At 56.9% G+C, this 22,702-nt stretch carries 21 protein-coding genes; 7 read left to right on the top strand and 14 right to left on the bottom strand.

What is annotated here, in order from left to right; all coding sequences use genetic code 11:
- Positions 1-9: 9 nt before the first annotated feature.
- Entirely contained in the window at positions 10-1,314 is a 1,305-nt protein-coding gene (locus tag OTG14_RS22975) for an SLC13 family permease (protein WP_267215796.1), read from the top strand.
- Positions 1,315-1,362: 48 nt separating this feature from the next.
- On the opposite strand, the gene tpiA is transcribed toward OTG14_RS22975, so the two are convergent.
- Together tpiA and OTG14_RS22965 are read right to left on the bottom strand one after the other, a co-directional pair.
- A complete protein-coding gene (gene tpiA, locus OTG14_RS22970; RefSeq protein ID WP_014172206.1) occupies positions 1,363-2,130 on the bottom strand; it encodes a triose-phosphate isomerase in 768 nt (255 codons plus the stop codon).
- Between the two features lie 111 nt (positions 2,131-2,241).
- A complete protein-coding gene (locus OTG14_RS22965) occupies positions 2,242-2,838 on the bottom strand; it encodes a DUF1454 family protein (protein WP_024909195.1) in 597 nt (198 codons plus the stop codon).
- A gap of 112 nt (positions 2,839-2,950) precedes the next feature.
- Between OTG14_RS22965 and OTG14_RS22960 the strand changes: the two genes are divergently transcribed.
- A complete protein-coding gene (locus OTG14_RS22960; protein WP_148244648.1) occupies positions 2,951-3,370 on the top strand; it encodes a DUF805 domain-containing protein in 420 nt (139 codons plus the stop codon).
- Here OTG14_RS22960 and fpr read toward each other — a convergent pair whose 3' ends face one another.
- The 4 genes from fpr to OTG14_RS22940 form a co-directional block, all read right to left on the bottom strand.
- On the bottom strand, positions 3,371-4,117 hold the full coding sequence (gene fpr / locus OTG14_RS22955; protein WP_267215794.1) for a ferredoxin--NADP(+) reductase: 747 nt from the start codon (positions 4,115-4,117) through the stop codon (positions 3,371-3,373).
- A gap of 96 nt (positions 4,118-4,213) precedes the next feature.
- Positions 4,214-5,224, bottom strand: a complete 1,011-nt coding sequence (gene glpX / locus OTG14_RS22950; RefSeq protein ID WP_032662725.1) for a class II fructose-bisphosphatase — start codon at positions 5,222-5,224, stop codon at positions 4,214-4,216.
- 88 nt (positions 5,225-5,312) lie between these two features.
- Positions 5,313-6,821 (bottom strand): glycerol kinase GlpK, encoded by a 1,509-nt coding sequence (gene glpK / locus OTG14_RS22945; protein ID WP_014885706.1) that lies wholly within the window; start codon positions 6,819-6,821, stop codon positions 5,313-5,315.
- 21 nt (positions 6,822-6,842) lie between these two features.
- Positions 6,843-7,688 carry an MIP/aquaporin family protein gene (locus OTG14_RS22940; RefSeq protein WP_014885705.1) on the bottom strand — a complete coding sequence of 282 codons (846 nt, stop codon included), beginning with the start codon at positions 7,686-7,688 and terminating at the stop codon, positions 6,843-6,845.
- A 410-nt stretch (positions 7,689-8,098) separates the two neighbouring features.
- Between OTG14_RS22940 and zapB the strand changes: the two genes are divergently transcribed.
- Positions 8,099-8,338: a septal ring assembly protein ZapB gene (gene zapB, locus OTG14_RS22935; protein ID WP_010436935.1), complete on the top strand. Its 240-nt coding sequence runs from the start codon at positions 8,099-8,101 to the stop codon at positions 8,336-8,338.
- Between the two features lie 566 nt (positions 8,339-8,904).
- Here the strand turns inward: zapB and rraA are convergent.
- The 7 genes from rraA to priA all read right to left on the bottom strand — a co-directional run bounded on the left by rraA (position 8,905) and on the right by priA (position 16,864).
- A complete protein-coding gene (gene rraA, locus OTG14_RS22930) occupies positions 8,905-9,390 on the bottom strand; it encodes a ribonuclease E activity regulator RraA (protein ID WP_023309687.1) in 486 nt (161 codons plus the stop codon).
- A gap of 92 nt (positions 9,391-9,482) precedes the next feature.
- Positions 9,483-10,403 (bottom strand): 1,4-dihydroxy-2-naphthoate polyprenyltransferase, encoded by a 921-nt coding sequence (gene menA, locus OTG14_RS22925; protein ID WP_032648463.1) that lies wholly within the window; start codon positions 10,401-10,403, stop codon positions 9,483-9,485.
- Positions 10,404-10,471: 68 nt separating this feature from the next.
- A complete protein-coding gene (gene hslU / locus OTG14_RS22920; RefSeq protein ID WP_023309685.1) occupies positions 10,472-11,806 on the bottom strand; it encodes an ATP-dependent protease ATPase subunit HslU in 1,335 nt (444 codons plus the stop codon).
- A gap of 9 nt (positions 11,807-11,815) precedes the next feature.
- Positions 11,816-12,346 (bottom strand): ATP-dependent protease subunit HslV, encoded by a 531-nt coding sequence (gene hslV, locus OTG14_RS22915; RefSeq protein WP_008501802.1) that lies wholly within the window; start codon positions 12,344-12,346, stop codon positions 11,816-11,818.
- 94 nt (positions 12,347-12,440) lie between these two features.
- Positions 12,441-13,430: a cell division protein FtsN gene (gene ftsN / locus OTG14_RS22910; protein WP_267215793.1), complete on the bottom strand. Its 990-nt coding sequence runs from the start codon at positions 13,428-13,430 to the stop codon at positions 12,441-12,443.
- A gap of 93 nt (positions 13,431-13,523) precedes the next feature.
- Complete coding sequence (gene cytR, locus OTG14_RS22905) at positions 13,524-14,549, bottom strand: DNA-binding transcriptional regulator CytR (RefSeq protein WP_023309683.1); 1,026 nt, start codon at positions 14,547-14,549, stop codon at positions 13,524-13,526.
- 119 nt (positions 14,550-14,668) lie between these two features.
- Positions 14,669-16,864 carry a primosomal protein N' gene (gene priA / locus OTG14_RS22900; protein ID WP_267215792.1) on the bottom strand — a complete coding sequence of 732 codons (2,196 nt, stop codon included), beginning with the start codon at positions 16,862-16,864 and terminating at the stop codon, positions 14,669-14,671.
- 199 nt (positions 16,865-17,063) lie between these two features.
- Between priA and rpmE the strand changes: the two genes are divergently transcribed.
- On the top strand, positions 17,064-17,276 hold the full coding sequence (rpmE, locus tag OTG14_RS22895; protein ID WP_003862040.1) for a 50S ribosomal protein L31: 213 nt from the start codon (positions 17,064-17,066) through the stop codon (positions 17,274-17,276).
- A gap of 48 nt (positions 17,277-17,324) precedes the next feature.
- Here rpmE and metJ read toward each other — a convergent pair whose 3' ends face one another.
- Positions 17,325-17,642 carry a met regulon transcriptional regulator MetJ gene (metJ, locus tag OTG14_RS22890; protein ID WP_015966498.1) on the bottom strand — a complete coding sequence of 106 codons (318 nt, stop codon included), beginning with the start codon at positions 17,640-17,642 and terminating at the stop codon, positions 17,325-17,327.
- A 276-nt stretch (positions 17,643-17,918) separates the two neighbouring features.
- Here metJ and metB point away from each other — a divergent pair, with 276 nt between their 5' ends.
- The 3 genes from metB (at position 17,919) to metF (ending at position 22,631) form a co-directional block, all read left to right on the top strand.
- On the top strand, positions 17,919-19,079 hold the full coding sequence (gene metB / locus OTG14_RS22885; RefSeq protein ID WP_032648472.1) for a cystathionine gamma-synthase: 1,161 nt from the start codon (positions 17,919-17,921) through the stop codon (positions 19,077-19,079).
- Positions 19,080-19,081: 2 nt separating this feature from the next.
- Positions 19,082-21,514 (top strand): bifunctional aspartate kinase/homoserine dehydrogenase II, encoded by a 2,433-nt coding sequence (locus OTG14_RS22880; protein WP_024909187.1) that lies wholly within the window; start codon positions 19,082-19,084, stop codon positions 21,512-21,514.
- A 226-nt stretch (positions 21,515-21,740) separates the two neighbouring features.
- Entirely contained in the window at positions 21,741-22,631 is an 891-nt protein-coding gene (metF, locus tag OTG14_RS22875; protein WP_024909186.1) for a methylenetetrahydrofolate reductase, read from the top strand.
- The last annotated feature ends 71 nt before the right edge of the window (positions 22,632-22,702 follow it).

The raw sequence follows: 22,702 nt of genomic DNA, 5'->3' as shown, positions 1-22,702 counted from the left end.
GAGACAGGTATGTCGTTCTGGTTAACGTATCCTCTGCTGCTACCCTCACTGATCGTTGGCGTCACCATCGTTCTGTGGGCGACGTCGCTATTGCCGGAATTCATCACCGCGCTGCTGTTCTTCACGGCGGCGATGACCGCCAGAATCGCCCCGCCGGAGGTCATCTTCGGCGGTTTTGCCTCGTCGGCTTTCTGGCTGGTATTCAGCGGCTTTGTGCTCGGCGTGGCGATCCGTAAAACCGGACTGGCGGACAGGGCCGCCCGGGCGGTGTCGTCAAAGCTCACCGACTCCTGGGTATTAATGGTAGCGAGCGTGGTGCTGCTGAGCTATGCGCTGGCGTTTGTGATGCCGTCGAACATGGGACGTATTGCGCTGCTGATGCCGATTGTCGCGGCGATGGCAAAACGCGCCGGTATCGCCGACGGCTCCCGCGCCTGGTTTGGTCTGGCGCTGGCGGTAGGGTTTGGGACTTTCCAGCTTTCGGCGACGATTCTGCCCGCTAACGTCCCTAATCTGGTGATGAGCGGTGCTGCGGAAGGTTCGTACGGCATCCATCTGAACTATGTCCCGTATCTGCTGCTGCACACGCCGGTGCTGGGCATTCTCAAAGGCCTGATCCTGATTGGCCTGATCTGCTGGCTATTTCCCGGTAGCCCGAAACCGCCGAAGGAACAGGCGCCCTCTGAGCCTATGGGGCGGGACGAAAAGCGTCTCGCCTGGCTGCTGGCGGTGGTGCTGGGGATGTGGGTGACGGAGAGCTGGCACGGCGTGGGACCCGCGTGGACGGGGCTGGCGGCGTCGATCATCGTTATGCTACCGCGTATAGGTTTTATCACCGGGGAGGAGTTTTCTGCGGGGGTGAATATGCGCACCTGTATCTACGTTGCCGGTATTTTGGGGCTGGCGATCGTCGTGACCCAAACCGGTATCGGAACGGCGGTGGGCGAGGCGTTGCTCCGCATTATGCCGCTGAATGCAGACCGACCGTTCACCAGTTTCCTGGCGCTGACCGGTATTACCACCGCACTCAACTTCATTATGACCGCCAACGGCGTGCCGGCGCTTTACACCACCTTGGCGCAGAGCTTCTCGGATGCGACCGGTTTCCCGCTGCTGTCGGTGATCATGATTCAGGTGCTGGGCTATTCTACGCCGCTGCTGCCGTATCAGGCGTCGCCGATTGTGGTGGCGATGGGGCTCGGGAAGGTGCCTGCAAGGGCGGGGATGGTGCTTTGTCTGGCGCTGGCGGTGGCAACTTATCTGGTGCTGCTGCCGCTGGATTATCTGTGGTTTAGCGTGTTAGGTAAGTTGTAGCGTTTTTGTAGGGCGGGTAAGCGCAAGCGCCACCCGCCACAAAGGCAATTACGCCTGTTTAGCCGCTTCTGCCGCTTTAACGATCACCGCGAAAGCGTCCGCTTTCAGGGATGCACCGCCAACCAGCGCGCCATCGATGTCTGGCTGGGTGAACAGCTCAGCAGCGTTGGAGGCGTTTACGGAACCGCCGTACTGGATTATCACTTGCTCAGCGACTTTGGCGTCAGCTTTCGCAATGTGGTCACGGATGAATTTGTGAACCGCCTGAGCCTGCGCAGGGGTTGCTGATTTGCCGGTACCGATCGCCCAGACTGGCTCGTAAGCGATAACCGCGCCTTCGAACGCTGCCGCGCCCTGGGTTTTCAGCACGGCGTCGATCTGACGTGCGCACACTTCTTCGGTTTTGCCCGCTTCGTTTTCTGCTTCGGTTTCACCGATGCACAGAACCGGGATCAGACCCTGCTCTTTCAGCACGGCGAATTTCTTCGCGATGAACTCATCAGATTCTTTGTGATAGGTGCGACGCTCGGAGTGGCCGATGATGATGTATTTCGCGCCGATATCTTTCAGCATTTCAGCGGAGGTTTCACCGGTGAACGCGCCAGACAGGTTAACGTCAACGTTCTGCGCGCCCAGAATGATGTGGCTGCCGTCAGCGGCGTGTTTAGCCAGATCCAGGTACATATCCGGCGGAGCGATAGCAACCGCGCAGCCCGTCACGCCAGCCAGCTCTTTACGCAGGTTCGCAACCAGTTCGTTTACCATGTGGCGGCTGCCGTTCAGTTTCCAGTTACCCATCACTAAAGGATGTCGCATTTCAATTCTCCACGCTCAATAAGCGAATTAAGGAATATGGCCACCCTGTCGGGCAGCATGGTCTGTGAATCAGTATAGAGATTTTCCCTCGAAAGGCTTTGCTTTTTGTCATTAATTCGCCCCGTCGAGAGTGTCAGATAGTGCCAGCTTAATCGGTTCAACAGCGAAGGTCAGTCCTTTTTCGCCGTTGTCCGCTACAACATAGCGGATCGCGCCTTCGGTATCGGCGTAGTAACGCTTGTTTTTCCCGGCGGTAAGGAGTTTTTGCAGCTTTTGCTGACTTTGCTTTTTCGTCAGCGCAGGGGTAAAGGCCTGCAATACCGCGCTCATGTACTCCAGCGCTTTCGCCTTAGCGGCTTTCTGCTCTGGCCCCTGTATTGGCAGCCAGGTGATTTGCATGCTTTTGATTTTTAACGTCCCGCGCTCCAGCGCCGTGGAGGCATACAAATTCTCGTTAATCTTGCTTGCCGCACGGGTCAGGGTAGGCGTGTCACGGGGGCCATCAATAGCGCGAAACTCATCCAGCGGCAGCGTGGGGTTGGCCTGATTGAAGGTTTCACGAAACTCGCTGATGGACTGATCGAATGACGGCGCGCCCGCCAGCAGATACGGAGCTGTGGTCGGGGCAGTGGTTTCGGCGGCGTGCAGGGGGTAACCCACGCTGAGCAGCGCTAAACACAGGAAGAGAGAACGTGCCGAACTTTTCATCAACATTGCCCCTGGCCGTAAGTGCTCATGATTAAAACGATATCTGGTCGGCTTGTCAAAAGGTCACAACTCCAGGGTAAAATGCGCGCTATACGATAATAAGGAACCTTACATGACCATACAGCAGTGGCTGTTTTCGTTCAAAGGGCGTATTGGACGCCGTGATTTCTGGATCTGGATGGTGACGTGGATTGTCGCCATGCTGCTTCTGTTTTTCGTTGCTTACAATGCATGGCTGAGCACGCAAACGGCGGCCTTCGCGCTGGTCTGTCTGCTATGGCCAACGGCGGCTGTCGTCGTGAAACGGCTGCACGATCGCGGACGTTCCGGCGCGTGGGCATTTCTGATTATTCTGGCGTGGATGCTGGTAGCGGGGAACTGGGCAATGCTTCCGTCCATCCTGCCGTGGGTTGTGGGCAGGCTGCTGCCGTCGATCATCTTCGTGATGATGATTGTCGATCTGGGCGCGTTTATTGGCACCCAGAGCGAAAACAAATACGGTAAAGACACCGTTGAGGTGAAGTACCGCTGATCACCAGTAGTGTTCGGCGGTCATATGGCCCGGCCGGCGGCGAAGATGTTTCGTCATCTGCCGGGTATCCTTCAGAAGCTGCTGCGTGTCGCGAACCATCTGCGGATTGCCACACAGCATGACGTGGCTGGTTTCAGCGTTCAGCGGCAAACCCACCGCGTCCTCCAGGGCTCCACTCTCAATTAACGCCGGCACGCGACCGGTCAGCGCTCCTGCTACGGTTTCGCGGCTGACCACCGTCTGAATCTTTAACTTTCCGCCGTACTGCAGTTCCAGCGCCTGCATCTGCGGCAGGTAGCTCAGGTCTGCAGCGTAGCGCGCAGCGTGCACCAGCACGATGTTTTTAAAGCGCTCCAGATCTTTGCCGTACTGCAAAATAGAGAGATAAGGGCCGATGGCTGTACCGGTTGCCAGCATCCAGAGCGTGTCACAATCAGGGATCTCTTCGAGCACAAAGAAGCCTGCCGCTTCACTCACAATTTGCACGTCGTCGCCGGGCTTGAGGGCGGCAAGACGCGGGCTGAGCTTACCGTCCGGAACGGTGACCAGATAGAACTCAAGATCCGGGTTATCAGGCGCGTTAACGTAAGAGTAGGCGCGCTGCACGCGCTCGCCGTCGACATCCAGCCCCAGCTTGGCGAATTGCCCGGCTTTAAACGGGTGGACGGGAGCATGGACGGTGAGACTAAATAGCGCATCGGTCCAGAACTCTATTTTCGTGACTTTACCTGTTACCCAGTCCGCCATGATCTTCTCCTGTGCTGTTTCTCTGTTCTATCTTCCGTACTTGTGGTGACAATTTCCAGCCCGTCAGGGCCGGAAAGCTCTATCGATCAAACGGTTTTACAGAATGTGCGTCTGTACGTCCGGGTCTTTGCGGTCGAGATAGTGGATAGACTGGATGCGGCGAATGGTGCGCGATTTACCGCGGATCAGCAGCGTTTCGGTGGTCGCCATATTGCCCTTGCGGGTGATACCGTCCAGCAGATCGCCTTTGGTGATGCCGGTCGCGGAGAAGACAACGTTGTCGCTACGGGCCATCTCGTCCAGAGCCAGCACTTTATTGGCCTCGATGCCCATCGCTTCGCAGCGCGCCAGCTCGTTTTCTCCGATACGGCGGTTCTCTTCGCTGTCGCCTTTCACCTCATGGCGGGGGAGCAGACGGGCCTGCATGTCGCCGTCCAACGCGCGGATCACTGCCGCAGAGACGACACCTTCCGGCGCGCCGCCGATGCCGTACAGCACGTCTACTTCGCTGTCCGGCATGCAGGTCAGGATCGAGGCGGCAACGTCACCGTCAGGAATAGCAAACACGCGCACGCCGAGCTTTTGCATCTGCGCGATGGTGGCGTCGTGGCGCGGTTTGGCCAGAATCGTCACGGTCAGTTCGCTAAGGGGTTTGCCCAGGGCTTTGGCGATGTTGTGCAGATTCTCTTCCAGCGGCAGGCTGAGGTCGATTGCGCCCTTTGCGCCAGGCCCGACAATCAGCTTTTCCATGTACATATCCGGCGCGTTAAGGAAGCAGCCCTTATCGCCCACGGCCAGCACTGCCAGGGCATTGGCCTGACCCATTGCCGTCATGCGCGTACCTTCGATCGGGTCGACGGCGATATCCACGGCATCGCCTTTGCCGGTACCGACTTTTTCACCAATATAGAGCATTGGCGCTTCGTCGATCTCGCCTTCGCCGATCACGATGGTGCCGTCGATGTTGACCTGGTTAAGGACAATGCGCATGGCATGGACGGCTGCGCCGTCTGCGGTATTTTTGTCGCCACGACCCAGCCATTTATAGCCTGCAAGGGCGGCCGCTTCGGTGACGCGGGAAAACTCGATAGCAAGTTCACGTTTCATGAGGTACTCGTGCAATCAAAAGGAATTGCACGAAGTTTATCACAGAGTGGGGAGGGGGGTTTTAAGTCCCCTCTCCCCTTTGGGGGGCTTACTCGTCGTGCTCTTCCCACGCCAGGGCGCGTTTCACCGCTTTCTTCCAGCCGCTGTAGCGGAAGTTACGCTCGGTGGTTTCAATGCCCGGGCGGAATTCGCGTTCGATCACCGCTTTTTCCTGCAGCTCGTCCAGGTTCTGCCAGAAGCCTACCGCCAGACCGGCAAGATACGCCGCGCCCAGCGCCGTCACTTCACGCACTTCAGGACGCTCAACGCGGGTGCCCAGAATGTCGGACTGGAACTGCATCAGGAAGTTATTCGCGACCGCACCGCCGTCCACGCGCAGGGCGTGCAGACGAATGCCGGAGTCAGCCTGCATCGCTTCCAGCACGTCGCGCGTCTGGTAGGCGATGGATTCCAGGGTGGCGCGAATAATGTGGTTAGAGTTCACACCGCGCGTGAGGCCGAAAATCGCGCCGCGTGCATACGGATCCCAGTACGGTGCGCCCAGACCGGTGAACGCAGGTACCACGTACACGCCGTTGGTGTCTTTCACTTTGGTCGCGAAGTACTCGGAATCGAACGCATCGCTGATCAGCTTCATCTCGTCGCGCAGCCACTGGATAGACGCGCCGGCCATGAACACCGCACCTTCCAGCGCATAGTTCACTTCGCCGCGCGGGCCGCAGGCGATGGTAGTCAGCAGGCCGTTTTCTGATTTCACCGCTTTCTCGCCGGTGTTCATCAGCATAAAGCAGCCGGTGCCGTAGGTGTTCTTCGCCATCCCTTCTTTGACGCACAGCTGGCCGAACAGCGCCGCCTGCTGGTCACCGGCGATACCGGCGATAGGAATACGGGTGCCGCCTTTACCGCCGATGTTGGTCTGACCGTACACTTCTGAAGACTTGCGCACTTCAGGCAGCATCGCGCGTGGGATATCCAGGGCGTCCAGCATCTTGTCATCCCACTCCAGGGTGTTGATGTTGAACAGCATGGTGCGCGAGGCGTTGGTGTAGTCGGTGACGTGAACGCGTCCCTGGGTCATCTTCCAGATGAGCCAAGTGTCAACGGTACCGAACAGCAGCTCGCCGCGTTTAGCACGCTCGCGTGAACCTTCCACATGGTCGAGGATCCATTTCACTTTGGTGCCGGAGAAATACGGGTCAACCACCAGACCGGTGGCGCTGCGCACGTACTCTTCCATGCCGTCGCGCTTCAGCTGTTCGCAGATCTCAGAGGTACGGCGGCACTGCCAGACGATGGCGTTGTAAATAGGCTTACCGGTTTCACGTTCCCAGACAATCGTCGTTTCACGCTGGTTAGTGATACCAATCGCGGCAATCTCGTCGGAACTGATATCGGCTTTCGCCAGCACTTCGACCAGCGTGGAGCTTTGTGACGCCCAGATCTCCATCGGGTCGTGTTCTACCCAGCCTGGACGAGGATAAATTTGCTCAAATTCGCGCTGTGACACGCTGACGATGTTCGCGTCATGATCCATTACGACAGCGCGGGAGCTGGTAGTGCCCTGGTCGAGCGCAACGATATATTTTTTTTCGGTCATGGTATGTGTCCCGTAGTCAGATTACAGCGAAGCTTTTTGTTGTGCGGTAGAAGTCGTTTCCTTCTCCTCTTCCACACAGGTGTCGCACGGTAAATGGCGACCAATTAATTTGCGGTAGCTGAACGCACCCAGCGCAGCCCCGACAACCGGCGCAAACAGCGGTACCAGGAAGTAAGGAATGTCTTTGCCTCCGGTGAAGGCGACGTCGCCCCAGCCTGCGATGAAGGCGAACGCTTTTGGTCCGATATCACGTGCCGGGTTCATCGCGAAGCCGGTCAGCGGGCCCATGGAGGCGCCAATCACCGCAATCAGCAGGCCAATCAGCAGGGGGGCCAGCGGGCCGCGCGGAATGCCGTTTCCGTCGTCGGTCAGCGCCAGGATAACGCCCATCAGAATAGCGGTAATCACCATTTCAACTGCGAACGCCTGCACAAAATTGATATGCGGGTTTGGGTAGGTTGAGAAGATGCCTGCCAGATCCAGACTTTCGACGCTGCCGCGTACCATATGATGCGTCTGTTCGAAGTCGATGAAAAGATTGTAATAAAGCCCGTAAACTAACGCCGCTGCGCAAAACGCGCCGGCAAACTGAGAAAGAATGAAAGGAACAACTTTGCGTCCGTCGAAGCACGCGAACAGCCACAGTGCGATTGTCACCGCCGGGTTAAGATGTGCACCAGACACCCCTGCGGTCAGGTAGATGGCCATCGCCACGCCCAGACCCCAGATGATACTGATTTCCCACTGACCAAAACTGGCACCCGCCACTTTCAGTGCAGCGACACAGCCCACTCCGAAGAATATCAACAACCCGGTACCAAGGAACTCGGCAATGCACTGGCCTTTTAAGGTTGATGTCTGACTCATAATCGGAATCCTGAAGAAATTGATGTTTATTGTTAGCATGGCCGCCCGTGACAGCCACGATGCCCTGTAGACATAGTGTTAATTTATCGTTAACGAGCAAAAACGAGAAATATCGAAATCAAAATGTGTGGTCTGCGTCAATAAAATGAGCGTTTTCGCGCCATAAAGCACATTTTTGCAGCAGTGCAGGATCGGTACAGGAATGTGAGCTGAATCATTTCATTAACGAATCAGTTAACAATTTAGGGGTATATGACGCGAACGCACCAGGACCAGACCTAAAAGTGTTGCAAACCGCGATCTGCGCGGTGTGTCGCTGGACACAGAGCGCCGCGCTCCATACAATCGACGGTATATGTCGTGCGCGTTTATGTTAAAGCGTCGCCTTGCAATTCAGGAGAGGTAGCATCATGTCTTTAGAAGTGTTTGAGAAACTGGAATCGAAAGTACAGCAGGCGATTGACACCATCACCCTGCTGCAGATGGAAATTGAAGAGCTGAAAGAGAAGAACAACAGCCTGGCGCAGGAAGTTCAGAACGCGCAGCACGGCCGCGAAGAACTGGAGCGCGAAAACAACCAGCTGCGCGAACAGCAGAACGGCTGGCAGGATCGCCTGCAGGCGCTGTTGGGACGTATGGAAGAAGTCTGATTCCCATTGGGATGAACTGAACAGGCCGGGTAAGGCGATGCCGCTACCCGGCTTTTTTTATGCCAGTTATAAAAAAGGCCGCCAGAGGCGGCCTTAACGCTACTTGTCCTGCGCTGTCATAGCAAAAGCAACGAACACATTCGGTTCATCACTCTTTACAACGAGTACGCTGGCGACAATGAACGCGATACATAAATAGCGTTTCATTATGCGGTCCCTGCAGCTAACCGCTCCACCGTTCACCACCGGTGATAAGTCGGTGGACACAAGCCCGGTTAAAGGTTGCTTTACGGTTGTGAATACACCTTTCCCTGGACCGATGCCCATGTGCGAGATGGCGGAAAGGGACGATGCATCATAATGAGCAGCAGCAGCGTAGTTAAGGTTTTAATAGTTAATTAGGAATTTATAAAGGGTCGATGGGGTTACCTGAGATTTGAACCAGGGTAAGATAAAAATCCTGGTTAAAGGTTGCAAAACTTCCCAACGGACCGCGAATCCCGAGGGACAAAAAAACCGCCACATTGCTGTTGGCGGTTTTTTTATGGTCCACGCTTACGGTTTTATTACTCGATATCCAGCGGATCTTCGGAAAGGATAATGCCGGTATTATCGGCGTAGAGATGGTCGCCGGAGAAGAAGGTCACGCCGCCGAAGTTAACGCGCACGTCGCTTTCGCCGATGCCGTCACCCGCCGCCCCTACCGGTATGGCCGCGATGGCCTGAATCCCGATATCCAGGTCTTCCAGATCGTCCACCTGGCGCACGGAGCCGTATACCACAAGGCCTTCCCACTCGTTCTGCACGGCAATGCCGGCCAACTCAGCATCAATCAATGCACGGCGCACGGAACCGCCGCCATCGACCACCAGTACGCGGCCGCGGCCGTTCTGTTCGAGCAGATCGTACAGCAACCCGTTGTCCTCGAAACATTTCACCGTGACGATCTGTCCGCCAAACGACGACCGCCCACCAAAGTTGGAGAACAGCGGTTCAACGACGTTGACATCTTCCTGGTAGATGTCACAAAGCTCGGAGGTATCGTATTTCATAGGTTTAACGCTCAGTTGCTGCGAATGTGTTCAGTATATCGTGCGAAATGCGTTGTTGGCAAAATCATCAATTGTTAATTGATATTTGTCAGCTAACTGAGCGTCTGGCTTAATACAATCCCGATGACGAACAACAGGTTAGTCAGCAGCGCGCCTTTTACCGTGCGCTCCAGCATCGGCGGCATGGCGGACGGGCTGAGCTCACGCATCACAAAGCGGGCCTGCTTAATCAGCAGCGGCGCGGCAAGCACAAACAGCCAGCCCCACACGCTCTGCAAGGAAATCAGGTTAAACAGCGCCAGGCAAACCAGCGCGCCAGTGAGCAGGCAGGCATGATAGCGGCGCGCATTCACCGGCCCCAGACGCACGGCCAGGGTATTTTTGCCATTCTCGCGATCGCTGTCGATGTCGCGCAGGTTGTTGATGTTGAGCACCGCCGTCGCCAGCAGGCCGCAGGCGGTCGCGGGCAGGAACAGGGCAGGGATCACCGTATGCGCCTGCAGGTACCAGCTTCCCATCACGCTCAGCCAGCCGAAGAAAACCAGTACGGAGATATCACCGAGCCCAATATAACCGTAAGGACGCGTGCCGACGGTGTAGGTAATGGCTGCGATAATGGCCAGTAAACCCAGCACCAGGAAGCCAATAAAATCGCTGGGAGTCTTAGACGCCACCGTCACCAGCGCCAGGCCGGATGCACAGATCAACACCACGGTGATAATCAGCGCGCGCTTCATCTGCGCCTGGGTAATCACCCCTTTCTGCATTCCGCGCAGTGGCCCTATGCGGTCCGGCTTGTCGCTGCCTTTTACCGCGTCACCGTAGTCGTTGGCGAGATTGGAGAGGATTTGCAGCAGGCCGGCGGTAATCAATGCCAGCGCGGCGACCAGCGGATCAAAATAACCCTGCCACCAGGCAAGGGCGGTGCCGACGATAATCGCGGCAAAGGCCAGAGGAAGTGTTTTAGGGCGCAGACTTTCGAGCCACGCCTGAGTACGGCTGATGTCAGTCATAAGTATTTAGCCAATAAAAATGGGGGCATTAGCCCCCATTAAACGTGATGAGAATCCAGTAACCGCGATTATAGGATAAAACGGCTCAGATCTTCATCTGCCACTAACGCATCCAGATGTTTACTCACATATTCTGCGTCAATGGTAACGGTTTGACCGTTCAGGTCGCTCGCGTCGTAAGAGATATCTTCGACCAGGCGTTCCAGCACGGTATGCAGACGACGCGCACCAATGTTTTCGGTGGTTTCGTTCACCTGCCATGCAGCCTGAGCAATACGTTTGATACCGTCTTCGGTGAACTCAAGGTTCACGCCTTCGGTCGCCATCAGCGCTTTGTACTGTACGGTAGCAGAGGCGTTTGGCTCAGTCAGGATACGTTCGAAATCTTCGGTGGTCAGCGCCTGCAGCTCAACGCGGATAGGCAGACGGCCCTGCAATTCCGGGATCAGATCCGACGGGCTGGCAACCTGGAAGGCACCTGATGCGATAAACAGGATGTGGTCCGTTTTCACCATGCCGTGCTTGGTGGAGACGGTGCAGCCTTCTACCAGCGGCAGCAGGTCGCGCTGAACGCCTTCGCGGGACACATCCGGGCCGGAGCTGTTGCCGCCGCGCTTACAAATCTTGTCGATTTCGTCGATAAACACGATACCGTGCTGCTCAACCGCGTCGATAGCGTCCTGCTTCAGCTCTTCCGGGTTCACCAGCTTCGCGGCTTCTTCTTCAATCAGCAGCTTCATTGCGTCTTTAATTTTCAGCTTACGCGCTTTCTGCTTCTGGCCGCCCAGGTTCTGGAACATGGACTGCAGCTGGCTGGTCATCTCTTCCATGCCCGGAGGCGCCATGATTTCCACACCCATTGGTGCGGCAGCGAGATCGATCTCAATCTCTTTGTCGTCCAGCTGGCCTTCACGCAGTTTCTTGCGGAACGCCTGACGCGCAGCGGACGGTTCCGCCTGCTGTTCTGCCTGGCCCCAGTTGTTTTTTGCCGGTGGGATCAGCACGTCGAGAATACGCTCTTCGGCCATCTCTTCCGCGCGATAGCGGTTTTTCTCGATCGCCTGGACGCGCACCATTTTGATCGCCGAGTCGGTCAGATCGCGGATGATGGAGTCCACTTCTTTACCCACGTAGCCCACTTCGGTGAACTTGGTGGCTTCAACTTTGATGAACGGCGCGTTGGCCAGCTTCGCCAGACGACGGGCGATTTCGGTTTTACCGACGCCGGTCGGGCCGATCATCAGAATGTTCTTCGGCGTGACTTCGTGGCGCAGCTCTTCGTCAAGCTGCATACGACGCCAGCGGTTACGCAGGGCGATAGCCACAGAGCGCTTGGCGTTATCCTGGCCGATAATGTGTTTGTTCAGTTCGCTGACAATTTCGCGTGGGGTCATTTCAGACATGGGAGATCCTTACGCTTTGGAGGTCAATTCTTCGATGGTGTGGTTGTGGTTGGTATAGATGCAGATATCACCTGCAATATCCAACGCCTTCACCGCGATATCACGTGCGTTCATGTCGGTATTTTCCAACAGCGCGCGGGCAGCAGCCTGGGCATAAGGGCCGCCAGAGCCGATGGCAATCAGGTCATTTTCCGGCTGAATCACGTCACCGTTACCGGTGATGATAAGCGATGCGGTTTCATCGGCGACCGCCAGCAGCGCTTCGAGCTTGCGCAGCATGCGGTCGGTACGCCAGTCTTTCGCCAGCTCAACGGCAGCTTTCACCAGATGACCCTGGTGCATTTCCAGTTTGCGTTCAAACAGTTCAAACAGCGTGAAGGCATCCGCCGTGCCGCCTGCAAAACCGGCGATCACTTTGTCGTTGTAGAGACGGCGCACTTTCTTCACGTTGCCTTTCATGACGGTATTACCCAGCGTGGCCTGGCCATCACCGGCGATTACCACATGGCCGTTACGGCGTACACTTACTATTGTTGTCACGAGCAGACCCCCTGGTTACAGAATCGGGAAACAGAAGCCCTGAGCCTGTGCTCAGGGCTGAATTAAATGATAGATGGGGGGGATTTCGGGGGTTTCAACCCCCGGAGGCGAGTCGAATGCAGTTTGTGTGGCCGGCGACTTTCAAACGCGAAATGGTGCCATCGGCATTTTCTTTGCCTTTGACCGGACCAATCACCACGCGATTCCAGCCGTTATTGGTGGTAATACGCGAATCAAACCCTTCAAAGGCCAGCTGAGCACGTACCGTTTCCGCCTGCTCGGCACCTTTGAACGAACCGCACTGTACCATCCAGCGGCGCTCATCTTTTTTCTCGGCCGTCTGCTTCGGCGCTTCGGTCTCTTTGGTGACCGGTGCGGCCTGCTGCGTTTTCGGCTGCTGCGCGGTGGTATGCGCTGGCGTCTGGAGCAGATCCTGATACGGCTGAGCCGCCTGTTTCTGCGGCTGCGTTTTCGGCTGCTGTTGGACAGGCTGAGACTGCACCGTACGCGTCTGCTGCTGGTATGGCTGTTCCGTTACCCGCGGCTGCGTTTTAGGCTGCTGCACCGGCTGGGTTTGCGCCCACTGCTGCTGCTGCTGAATCTGCTGTTGTGCCTGACGTCGCTGCAGAGTTTGCTGGCGCTGCGCCGGCGTCTGTTCATTCCACGGCACTTCGTTCAGCTGCGTAGGCTGCTGGCGCATATCGGCCTGCATTTGTGCCAGCAGCTGACGCTGTTCATCCGTCAGCTGATTCGCATTCTGTACTTCACCACCCGCAGAAGGTTCTGTTGGCGCACGTACCCCAGGCTGACGGCTTTCCAGCTCTTTGATATAGCGCCAGCGCTCTTCAGGCTTCGGAGGAAGGCCGTTTCCGGCGACTTTACTGGCCTGAAGCGCCTCAGACTCTTCTTTTTTATGGTGCGTGATAAAATACAGGCCACCAATAAAGGCGACGACTACAGCCGCAGCAATAGCGACCATTGCTGGCGAGACAGCAGGCAGGTTACGTTGCTTTTTCCTTGAGCTACTCTTTTTGCGTCGCGAAGGTGCCGGCTGGCCGCGACGTACATAATCTCGTTGTGCCACTATCGTTTCGCTGTATTTATTCGTTCGTCAGCCCGCCATGTTACTTAAGCGGCGGGGCTTTGACCAGATAAGGGTATCCGAAAGACGTTTACTTTAAGTCAATGCCTGGGTCGTGCCGCGAACAATCAGTTCGCAGTCCAGCAACCGCGAGCCGCTGCTAACTGTTTGACCGTGAAGCTGATCCAGCAGCAGAAGCATTGCTTCGCGGCCGATTTGATAGCGCGGCTGAGCGACCGTTGAGAGCGGCGGATCGCAAAATTCCGAAAGCGAAATATTATCGAATCCGATGATCGATAAATCTTTCGGTATGCGAAGGCCGCGGCGTTTGGCATACGATAATGCACCCAGCGCCATCACGTCGCTGTGACAAAATACGGCGGTTGGCGGCTCAGGCAGGTCCAGAAGTTTCTCCAGCGCCTGTCCACCCGCAGCGAAGGTAAAATCACCGCGCGCAATATAGTGCGGATCGACGGTGACGCCGGTACGGCGCAGCGCCTGAACGTAGCCCTGTAAGCGGTAGTGACACAGCGGCATCTCTTCCGGTCCGGCAATACAGCCAATACGCTTATGCCCCAGTTCCTGGAGATAGTTTACGGCGTTGAATGCGGCGGTGAGGTTATCAATGTGGACCGTCGGCAGCTCCAGCTCTGGCGCAAACTCGTTGGCCATGACCATCGGCGGTAAATTACGCTGTTCTTCAATGCTGGCATCAAACGGCAGGCGAGAGCCAAGCAGCAGCATGCCGTCGATCTGCTTGGTGATAATGAGATCGATGAAGGTTTTTTCCTGCTGGTTCTGGTGAGCACAGTCGCCAATCAGCACCAGGTAACCCTGTTCCGCTGCGGTGACTTCAATACCGCGGATAATCTCGCTGAAGAAAGGGTCACAGATGTCCGGTACAATCACCAGGATAGTGCGCGACTCATTGCGTTTGACGTTTCTCCCCATCGCCTGTGGGAAATAGCCCACTTCAAGCGCAGCCTGCTCCACCCGGTTACGGGTCGCCTGGGAGACTTTATCCGGGTTCATTAATGCGCGGGATACCGTTGCCGTAGAGACCTGCGCTTTCTGGGCAACGTCTTTCATGGTCGCCGGTGCAACCTCTTTCCTGGACTTCAACGTCTTCTCCTCGCCTGAACACCGAACTTCTGACATCACCATTTTTACAGATAGTTAATGGAATCGGTTACAGAATTTTCATAAAAAGTGTGAGGAGCGTTAAATTTTTCGATCCAGCTTCAGCCTTCGATGGGATCGACGTCCAGTACCCACTTCACTTTTCTCGCCTCGGGCAGGGTGTTAATCAGCACCAGCGCGCCGCTGACGATGTGCTGAAGACGAACGCGAGAGGGGTGCTGGAGCAAAATTTGCCAGCGGAAACGGCCGCCGCGTTTTGGGGCGAGTGCCGGCACCGGGCCCAAAATCCACAGCTGATTATCCACCAGCGGACTGGCCTGCAGGAGGTTTCTCAGCTGCTGCAGGAAAAGCGGCGCCTGCTGGTTGTTGTGGTCTTCCGCGCGGATGATGACGTGGCTGGTCCACGGCGGTAGCTGCATGGCCTGGCGTTCGGCCAGCGCCTGCTCGGCAAAGGCGTCATAGCCTTTGTGCAGAAGGGTTTGTAGCAGCGGGTGCTCCGGGTGGTGCGTTTGCAATACCACTTCGCCCTGTTTACCGGCGCGCCCGGCGCGCCCTGCCACCTGGGTGTAAAGCTGGGCGAAGCGCTCGGCTGAACGGAAATCTGCCGAGAACAGCGCGCCGTCCACGTCCAGCAGGGCGACCAGCGTCACGTCCGGGAAGTGGTGGCCTTTTGCCAGCATCTGAGTGCCAATCAGGATGCGCGCGCCGCCGCGATGCACTTCCGCCAGCTGCTGCTCCAGCGCCCCTTTGCGGCTGGTGGTGTCCCGATCGATTCGGGACAGGGGCACGTCGGGGAAGAAGGGCGCAAGGGCCTGTTCCAGCTGTTCCGTTCCCAGCCCCACCGGCACGATATGCGTGGAACCACATGACGGGCACTGACGCGGCACCGGGCGCTGGCTGTCGCAGTGGTGGCAGCGCAAATGCCGCTGGGCCTGGTGGAAGGTATAGTAGTGATCGCAGCGCGGGCACTCGGCAATCCATCCGCAGTCGTGGCACAGCAGGGCGGGTGCAAATCCGCGACGGTTAAGAAACAGGATCACCTGATTGCCCGCCTGCAGGTGCTGGCGCATGCGGGTAATCAGTGCAGGCGCAAGCCCGGCCTGGACCTGCTGACCTTTCAGATCCAGTACGTGCTGAATGGCCGGACGGGCATTCCCCGCGCGACGCGTCAGGCGCAGCATATGGTATTTACGCTGGCGCACGTTGTGCAGCGTTTCGAGCGCAGGCGTGGCGGAGCCGAGAATAATAGGAATTTGCTCGCTGTGGGCGCGATAAACAGCCAGATCGCGGGCGTGATAGCGCCAGCCTTCCTGCTGTTTATAGGAGCTGTCGTGTTCTTCGTCGATCACGATAACGCCAAGATTTTTAAACGGCGTAAACAGCGACGAGCGGGTGCCGATCACAATCGCCGCTTCGCCGTTTTTCGCTTTCAGCCAGGCGCTGAGGCGTTCGCTGTCGTTCAGGCCAGAGTGCAGCACCTCAACCGGCGCATTAAAGCGTTCGCGAAAGCGGGCGATGGTTTGCGGCGTCAGGCCAATTTCCGGCACCATCACCAGCGCCTGTTTGCCCTGTGCAAGCACGTTTTCCAGCACGCTCAGGTAGACTTCCGTCTTGCCGGAGCCCGTCACGCCCGCCAGCAGCCAGGCGGAGAAATGATCGGAGGCGCTATGAATCGCGCCAACGGCGGTGGCCTGTTCGGTATTCAGACGCAGGCGATCCCCTGAAACGGAGAAACTCTCGCGCCAGTCGTAAAGGGCAGGCGCTTCGCTTGCCAGGTCGCTCAACCCTTTCTTTCTTAATGCCTGTAGCGCCGTTTCGCTGACTTCAAGTTCGTCGACCTGATGCCGCCAGATTTTCCCCTGACGCAGCGCCGCCAGGGCCTGCTGCTGTTTCTGTGAGCGCTTGAGGCTGTTAATGTCGACGGCCTGGCCATCTTCCGTAGCAAACCAGTACCACATCGGCGCATGGCTGGCGCTTTTGCCCTGACGCAGCATGATGGGCAGAGCGTGGAACAGGACGTCGCCAATGGGGTGATGATAATAATCCGCCGCCCACAGCAGCAGTCGCCAGGTGCTGGTGGAATAAACGGGCTCGCTGTCGAGCACCTCAACCACCGACTTCAGTTCATTGAGCGGCAGTTCGCTTCGATCGCTGACGGAGACAACAATCCCCACGCGCTGCTGCTTGCCAAACGGCACGGTCACGCGACAGCCCGCTTTGGCGCTCATGCTGTCGGGCAGCAGGTAGTCAAAGGTGCGGGGAAGCGGAACGGGCAGGGCAACGTGAGCGACGGGCATCGAATCTTCCTGACTTGAAAAGTGGCGCGTTAGTATACACATTAGTGAAAGCGGCGTGCGGATCAGTTTGCATACGTTGGTCAAATTCTGTATGATTCGCCGCCTTTGGTGACTTTACGCCAAAGAACTTACAATCAACATCGCGTGGTGTCTGGCGTTAGGGCTGGAAGAGCGACGCGGCCTTAACTGAGGTTCTCCCATGAAAAAAGATATTCACCCGAAATACGAAATGATTACTGCAAACTGTTCTTGCGGTAACTCTATCCAGATCCGCTCTACCGTGGGTCACGATCTGAACCTGGACGTGTGCGGCAAATGCCACCCGTTCTACACTGGTAAGCAGCGTGATGTTGCAACCGGTGGCCGTGTTGACCGCTTCAACAAGCGTTTCAGCATCCCGGGCGCTAAATAAGTTTCCCGAAAAAAAGGCACCGCAAGGTGCCTTTTTTGTATCCGCTTCTCAGTATTCCCACGTCTCCGGGTCAATACCCAGTTCACGCATGATCACCTTCGCCTCTTCCGGGATTTCATCACTGCGTTCTTTACGCAGATCTTCATCGTTCGGCAACGGTTGACCGGTAAACGCATGCAGGAACGCTTCGCACAGCAGTTCGCTGTTGGTCGCGTGGCGCAGGTTGTTCACCTGACGACGCGTACGTTCATCGGTGAGGATCTTCAACACCTTCAGAGGAATAGAAACCGTAATTTTCTTTACTTGTTCACTCTTCTTACCGTGCTCAGCGTATGGGCTGATATATTCGCCGCTCCATTCAGCCATGAGATACCTTTAATCCTCTCAGTCATTTATCTAAAGGTGCAAAACCTGTAACCACCCGTTTTGAACCGCAATCTTGCCTAGTTTACCGTAGAGACGATACCGTGGCACGGATATTGCCGCTGCAGCGTGCACTAAAGCATATAATTTTAACGGCTATTTGCGCATTGCTCAATCTATACGCAAAGAAGTTTAGATGTCCAGATGTATTGACGTCCATACTTTCAATGTTTACTCTGGTGCCTGACTTTTCACCTCATTCGCCAGGAAGCCCTCACCATGACGCGTAAACAGGCCACTATCGCAGTGCGTAGCGGATTAAATGATGACGAGCAGTACGGCTGCGTTGTCCCGCCCATTCATCTTTCCAGTACCTACAACTTCACCGGATTTAATGAACCCCGCGCGCATGATTACTCGCGTCGTGGCAACCCTACGCGTGACGTGACCCAACGCGCGCTGGCCGAGCTGGAAGGTGGCGCAGGCGCCGTATTAACCAATACGGGGATGTCCGCCATTCACCTGGTGACCACCGTGTTCCTGAAACCAGGTGACCTGCTGGTTGCGCCGCACGATTGCTACGGCGGCAGCTATCGCCTGTTTGATAGCCTGGCAAAACGCGGCTGCTATCGCGTACTGTTTGTCGATCAAAACGATGAACAGGCGCTGAAACAGGCGCTGGCAGAGAAGCCAAAGCTGGTTCTGGTGGAAAGTCCAAGCAATCCATTGTTGCGCGTTGTCGATATTGCGAAAATTTGTCAGCTCGCAAGGGATGCGGGAGCGATAAGTGTAGTGGATAATACGTTCCTCAGTCCGGCCCTTCAGAACCCACTCGCACTGGGTGCCGATCTGGTATTGCATTCATGCACTAAATATCTGAACGGCCATTCTGATGTGGTCGCGGGCGTGGTGATTGCCAAAGATCCCGACGTTGTAACCGAACTGGCATGGTGGGCCAATAATATTGGCGTCACCGCGGGTGCCTTCGACAGCTATCTGCTGTTGCGCGGCATCCGCACGCTGTCGCCGCGCATGGAAGTGGCGCAACGCAATGCGCAGGCGATTGTCGATTTCCTGAAAACCCAGCCGCTGGTGAAGAAGCTCTATCACCCGTCGCTGCCGGAAAATCAGGGGCACGAGATTGCCGCGCGCCAGCAGAAAGGGTTTGGCGCGATGTTAAGTTTTGAACTGGACGGTGACGAGCAAACGCTGCGTCGCTTCCTGAGCGGGCTGTCATTGTTTACGCTGGCGGAATCCTTAGGTGGGGTTGAAAGCTTGATCTCCCACGCCGCGACCATGACGCACGCAGGTATGGCACCGGAAGCACGTGCCGCCGCCGGTATTTCTGAGACGCTGCTGCGGATCTCAACCGGTATTGAAGATTCTGAAGATTTAATTGCCGATCTGGAAAATGGCTTCCGGATCGCAGCCAAGGGGTAATCATGAGTGTGATAGCGCAGGCAGGGGCGAAGGGTCGTCAGCTGCACAAGTTTGGTGGTAGTAGTCTTGCTGATGTGAAATGTTACCTGCGTGTCGCAGGGATCATGACGGAATATTCACAGCCGGGTGACATGATGGTTGTCTCGGCGGCGGGCAGCACCACCAACCAGTTGATTAGCTGGCTGAAACTGAGCCAGACCGATCGCCTTTCTGCGCATCAGGTGCAACAGTCCTTACGCCGTTACCAGAGCGAGCTGATTGCTGGCCTGCTGCCTGCGGACGTAGCGGACGGGCTGATCAGCGCCTTTACCCATGACCTTGAGCGTCTGGCCGCCCTGCTGGACAGCGGGATCACCGATGCGGTGTATGCCGAAGTGGTGGGCCACGGTGAAGTGTGGTCCGCGCGCCTGATGGCCGCGGTGCTGCAACACCTGGGCGTGGAGGCGGCCTGGCTCGATGCGCGTGATTTCCTGCGCGCCGAACGCGCCGCGCAGCCGCAGGTGGATGAAGGGTTGTCCTATCCGCTGCTGCAACAGCTGCTGGTGCAGCATCCGGGCAAACGTATTGTGGTTACCGGCTTTATCAGCCGCAGCAACGCGGGTGAAACCGTGCTGCTGGGCCGTAACGGCTCCGACTACTCGGCAACGCAAATCGGTGCCCTGGCGGGCGTGTCCCGCGTCACCATCTGGAGCGACGTGGCCGGTGTTTACAGCGCCGACCCGCGTAAAGTGAAAGATGCCTGTCTGCTGCCGCTGCTGCGTCTCGACGAAGCCAGCGAGCTGGCGCGTCTGGCGGCGCCGGTACTGCACGCGCGCACGCTGCAGCCGGTTTCCGGTAGCGATATCGACCTCCAGCTGCGCTGCAGCTACACCCCGGATCAAGGCTCTACCCGTATTGAACGCGTGCTGGCGTCCGGCACCGGGGCGCGTATTGTCACCAGCCACGACGACATCTGCCTGATTGAGTTCCAGGTGCCTGCGGGCCAGGACTTCAAACTGGCGCATAAAGAGATCGACCTGGTGTTAAAGCGTGCTCAGGTGCGCCCGCTGGCCGTTGGCGTTCACAATGACCGCCAGCTGCTGCAGTTCTGCTATACCGCTGAAGTGGCGGACAGCGCCCTGAAAATTCTGGATGAAGCGGGCCTGCCGGGCGAGCTTCGCCTGCGTCAGGGGCTGGCGCTGGTGGCGATGGTGGGCGCGGGCGTCACCCGTAACCCGCTGCACTGCCACCGCTTCTGGCAGCAGCTGAAAGGCCAGCCGGTGGAGTTCACCTGGCAGTCGGAAGAGGGCATCAGCCTGGTGGCCGTTCTGCGCAAAGGGCCAACCGAAAGCCTGATTCAGGGTCTGCATACCTCCCTGTTCCGCGCGGAAAAACGCATCGGCCTGGTGCTGTTTGGTAAAGGCAACATCGGTTCCCGCTGGCTGGAGCTGTTCGCCCGCGAACAGGTCACGCTCTCGGCGCGTACCGGGTTCGAATTCATTCTCGCGGGTGTAGTGGACAGCCGCCGCAGCCTGCTGAACTACGAAGGGCTGGACGCCAGCCGCGCGCTTGCCTTCTTTAATGATGAAGCCGTAGAGCAGGATGAAGAGTCGCTGTTCCTGTGGATGCGCGCGCACCCTTACGATGACCTGGTAGTGCTGGACGTGACCGCCAGCGAACAGCTTGCCGATCAGTATCTTGATTTTGCCAGCCACGGCTTCCACGTCATCAGTGCGAACAAGCTGGCGGGGGCGAGCAGCACCGATAAATACCGTCAGATCCACGACGCGTTTGAAAAAACCGGTCGTCACTGGCTCTACAACGCCACCGTTGGTGCGGGGCTGCCGGTTAACCACACCGTGCGGGACCTGATTGAAAGCGGCGACAGCATTCTGGCGCTGAGCGGTATCTTCTCCGGCACGCTCTCCTGGCTGTTCCTGCAGTTTGACGGCACCGTTCCGTTCACCGACCTGGTGGATCAGGCGTGGCAGCAGGGCTTAACGGAACCCGATCCGCGTGTTGATCTCTCCGGTAAAGACGTGATGCGCAAGCTGGTGATCCTGGCGCGTGAAGCCGGTTATGACATCGAACCGGATTCCGTACGCGTCGAATCGCTGGTACCTGCCGGCTGTGAAGAAGGCTCTGTGGACCATTTCTTTGAAAATGGAGAAGAACTTAACGAGCAAATGGTGCAGCGTCTGGAAGCGGCGAACGAGATGGGGCTGGTGCTGCGCTACGTGGCGCGTTTCGAGGCCAACGGAAAAGCGCGAGTCGGTGTCGAGGCGGTGCGTCCTGAACATCCGCTGGCGGCGCTGCTGCCGTGCGATAACGTCTTCGCCATCGAAAGCCGCTGGTACCGCGATAACCCGCTGGTGATCCGCGGTCCTGGCGCGGGGCGCGATGTCACCGCCGGGGCCATCCAGTCCGACATCAACCGTCTGGCTAAGCTGCTGTAACATCTGCATTTCCCTCTCCCTGTGGGAGAGGGTTAGGGTGAGGGCATCAGACCGCACTCACCCTCATCTTGAATTTTTCTCATATTCCCTGAGCAAACCTCACCGTTATTGTTGATTATTTCTATTGACGTCCCTCCGCTTTTCCGTCATTTTTACATCTGGACGTCTAAACGTATAGAAGTTCACAACACAACAGACAATGACACGCGATTGATAGAGGTAAGGTATGAGCTTTTTTCACGCCAACCAGCGGGAAGCACTGAATCAGAGCCTGGCCGAAGTAAACGGCCAGATTAACGTCTCTTTTGAATTTTTCCCGCCGCGCACCAGTGAAATGGAGCAAACCCTGTGGAGCTCTATCGATCGTCTCAGCAGCCTGAAACCGAAGTTTGTCTCCGTGACCTACGGTGCGAACTCCGGCGAGCGTGACCGTACGCACAGCATCATTAAAGGCATCAAAGATCGCACCGGTCTCGAAGCGGCCCCGCACCTCACCTGTATCGACGCCACCCGCGACGAGCTGCGCGCCATCGCCCAGGATTACTGGAATAACGGTATCCGTCATATTGTCGCATTGCGCGGTGACCTGCCTCCTGGGAGCGGTAAGCCGGACATGTATGCCGCCGATCTGGTGGGGCTGTTGAAGGGGGTGGCGGACTTTGATATCTCCGTGGCCGCTTATCCTGAGGTTCATCCGGAAGCGAAAAGCGCTCAGGCCGATCTGCTTAACCTCAAGCGTAAGGTGGATGCCGGCGCGAACCGCGCCATTACTCAGTTCTTCTTTGATGTGGAAAGCTACCTGCGCTTCCGTGACCGCTGCGTCTCCGCGGGCATCGACGTTGAAATTATCCCGGGTATTCTGCCGGTCTCTAACTTCAAACAGGCGAAGAAATTTGCTGATATGACCAATGTGCGTATTCCTCTCTGGATGTCTAAAATGTACGAGGGGCTGGACGATGACCCGGAAACACGCAAGCTGGTGGGCGCAAATATCGCGATGGACATGGTGAAGATCTTAAGTCGTGAAGGGGTGAAGGATTTCCACTTCTACACGCTGAACCGTGCTGAGATGAGTTACGCCATATGCCACACGCTCGGCGTTAGACCAGGCGTGTAACAAAAAAGAGCCCTCTTCGGAGGGTTTTTTGATTTATAAGGGTTTTATTTTCCTGCCATATCAGCAATGCT

It is taken from the genome of Enterobacter pseudoroggenkampii, from assembly GCF_026420145.1.
Classification (GTDB): domain Bacteria; phylum Pseudomonadota; class Gammaproteobacteria; order Enterobacterales; family Enterobacteriaceae; genus Enterobacter; species Enterobacter pseudoroggenkampii.
The sequence above is the reverse complement of the archived record's forward strand: the minus strand, read 5'-3'. Positions and strand labels throughout refer to the sequence as shown.

Bases quoted from the DNA above. Each gene is read 5' to 3' on its own strand.
- priA (WP_267215792.1), bottom strand. From the start codon at position 16,864: ATGCCCGTCGCTCACGTTGCCCTGCCCGTTCCGCTTCCCCGCACCTTT.
- OTG14_RS22960 (WP_148244648.1), top strand. From the start codon at position 2,951: ATGACCATACAGCAGTGGCTGTTTTCGTTCAAAGGGCGTATTGGACGC.
- OTG14_RS22880 (WP_024909187.1), top strand. From the start codon at position 19,082: ATGAGTGTGATAGCGCAGGCAGGGGCGAAGGGTCGTCAGCTGCACAAG.
- metB (WP_032648472.1), top strand. From the start codon at position 17,919: ATGACGCGTAAACAGGCCACTATCGCAGTGCGTAGCGGATTAAATGAT.
- metJ (WP_015966498.1), bottom strand. From the start codon at position 17,642: ATGGCTGAATGGAGCGGCGAATATATCAGCCCATACGCTGAGCACGGT.
- rraA (WP_023309687.1), bottom strand. From the start codon at position 9,390: ATGAAATACGATACCTCCGAGCTTTGTGACATCTACCAGGAAGATGTC.
- hslU (WP_023309685.1), bottom strand. From the start codon at position 11,806: ATGTCTGAAATGACCCCACGCGAAATTGTCAGCGAACTGAACAAACAC.
- tpiA (WP_014172206.1), bottom strand. From the start codon at position 2,130: ATGCGACATCCTTTAGTGATGGGTAACTGGAAACTGAACGGCAGCCGC.
- OTG14_RS22975 (WP_267215796.1), top strand. From the start codon at position 10: ATGTCGTTCTGGTTAACGTATCCTCTGCTGCTACCCTCACTGATCGTT.
- fpr (WP_267215794.1), bottom strand. From the start codon at position 4,117: ATGGCGGACTGGGTAACAGGTAAAGTCACGAAAATAGAGTTCTGGACC.
- rpmE (WP_003862040.1), top strand. From the start codon at position 17,064: ATGAAAAAAGATATTCACCCGAAATACGAAATGATTACTGCAAACTGT.
- glpK (WP_014885706.1), bottom strand. From the start codon at position 6,821: ATGACCGAAAAAAAATATATCGTTGCGCTCGACCAGGGCACTACCAGC.
- OTG14_RS22940 (WP_014885705.1), bottom strand. From the start codon at position 7,688: ATGAGTCAGACATCAACCTTAAAAGGCCAGTGCATTGCCGAGTTCCTT.
- glpX (WP_032662725.1), bottom strand. From the start codon at position 5,224: ATGAAACGTGAACTTGCTATCGAGTTTTCCCGCGTCACCGAAGCGGCC.
- OTG14_RS22965 (WP_024909195.1), bottom strand. From the start codon at position 2,838: ATGAAAAGTTCGGCACGTTCTCTCTTCCTGTGTTTAGCGCTGCTCAGC.
- zapB (WP_010436935.1), top strand. From the start codon at position 8,099: ATGTCTTTAGAAGTGTTTGAGAAACTGGAATCGAAAGTACAGCAGGCG.
- metF (WP_024909186.1), top strand. From the start codon at position 21,741: ATGAGCTTTTTTCACGCCAACCAGCGGGAAGCACTGAATCAGAGCCTG.
- menA (WP_032648463.1), bottom strand. From the start codon at position 10,403: ATGACTGACATCAGCCGTACTCAGGCGTGGCTCGAAAGTCTGCGCCCT.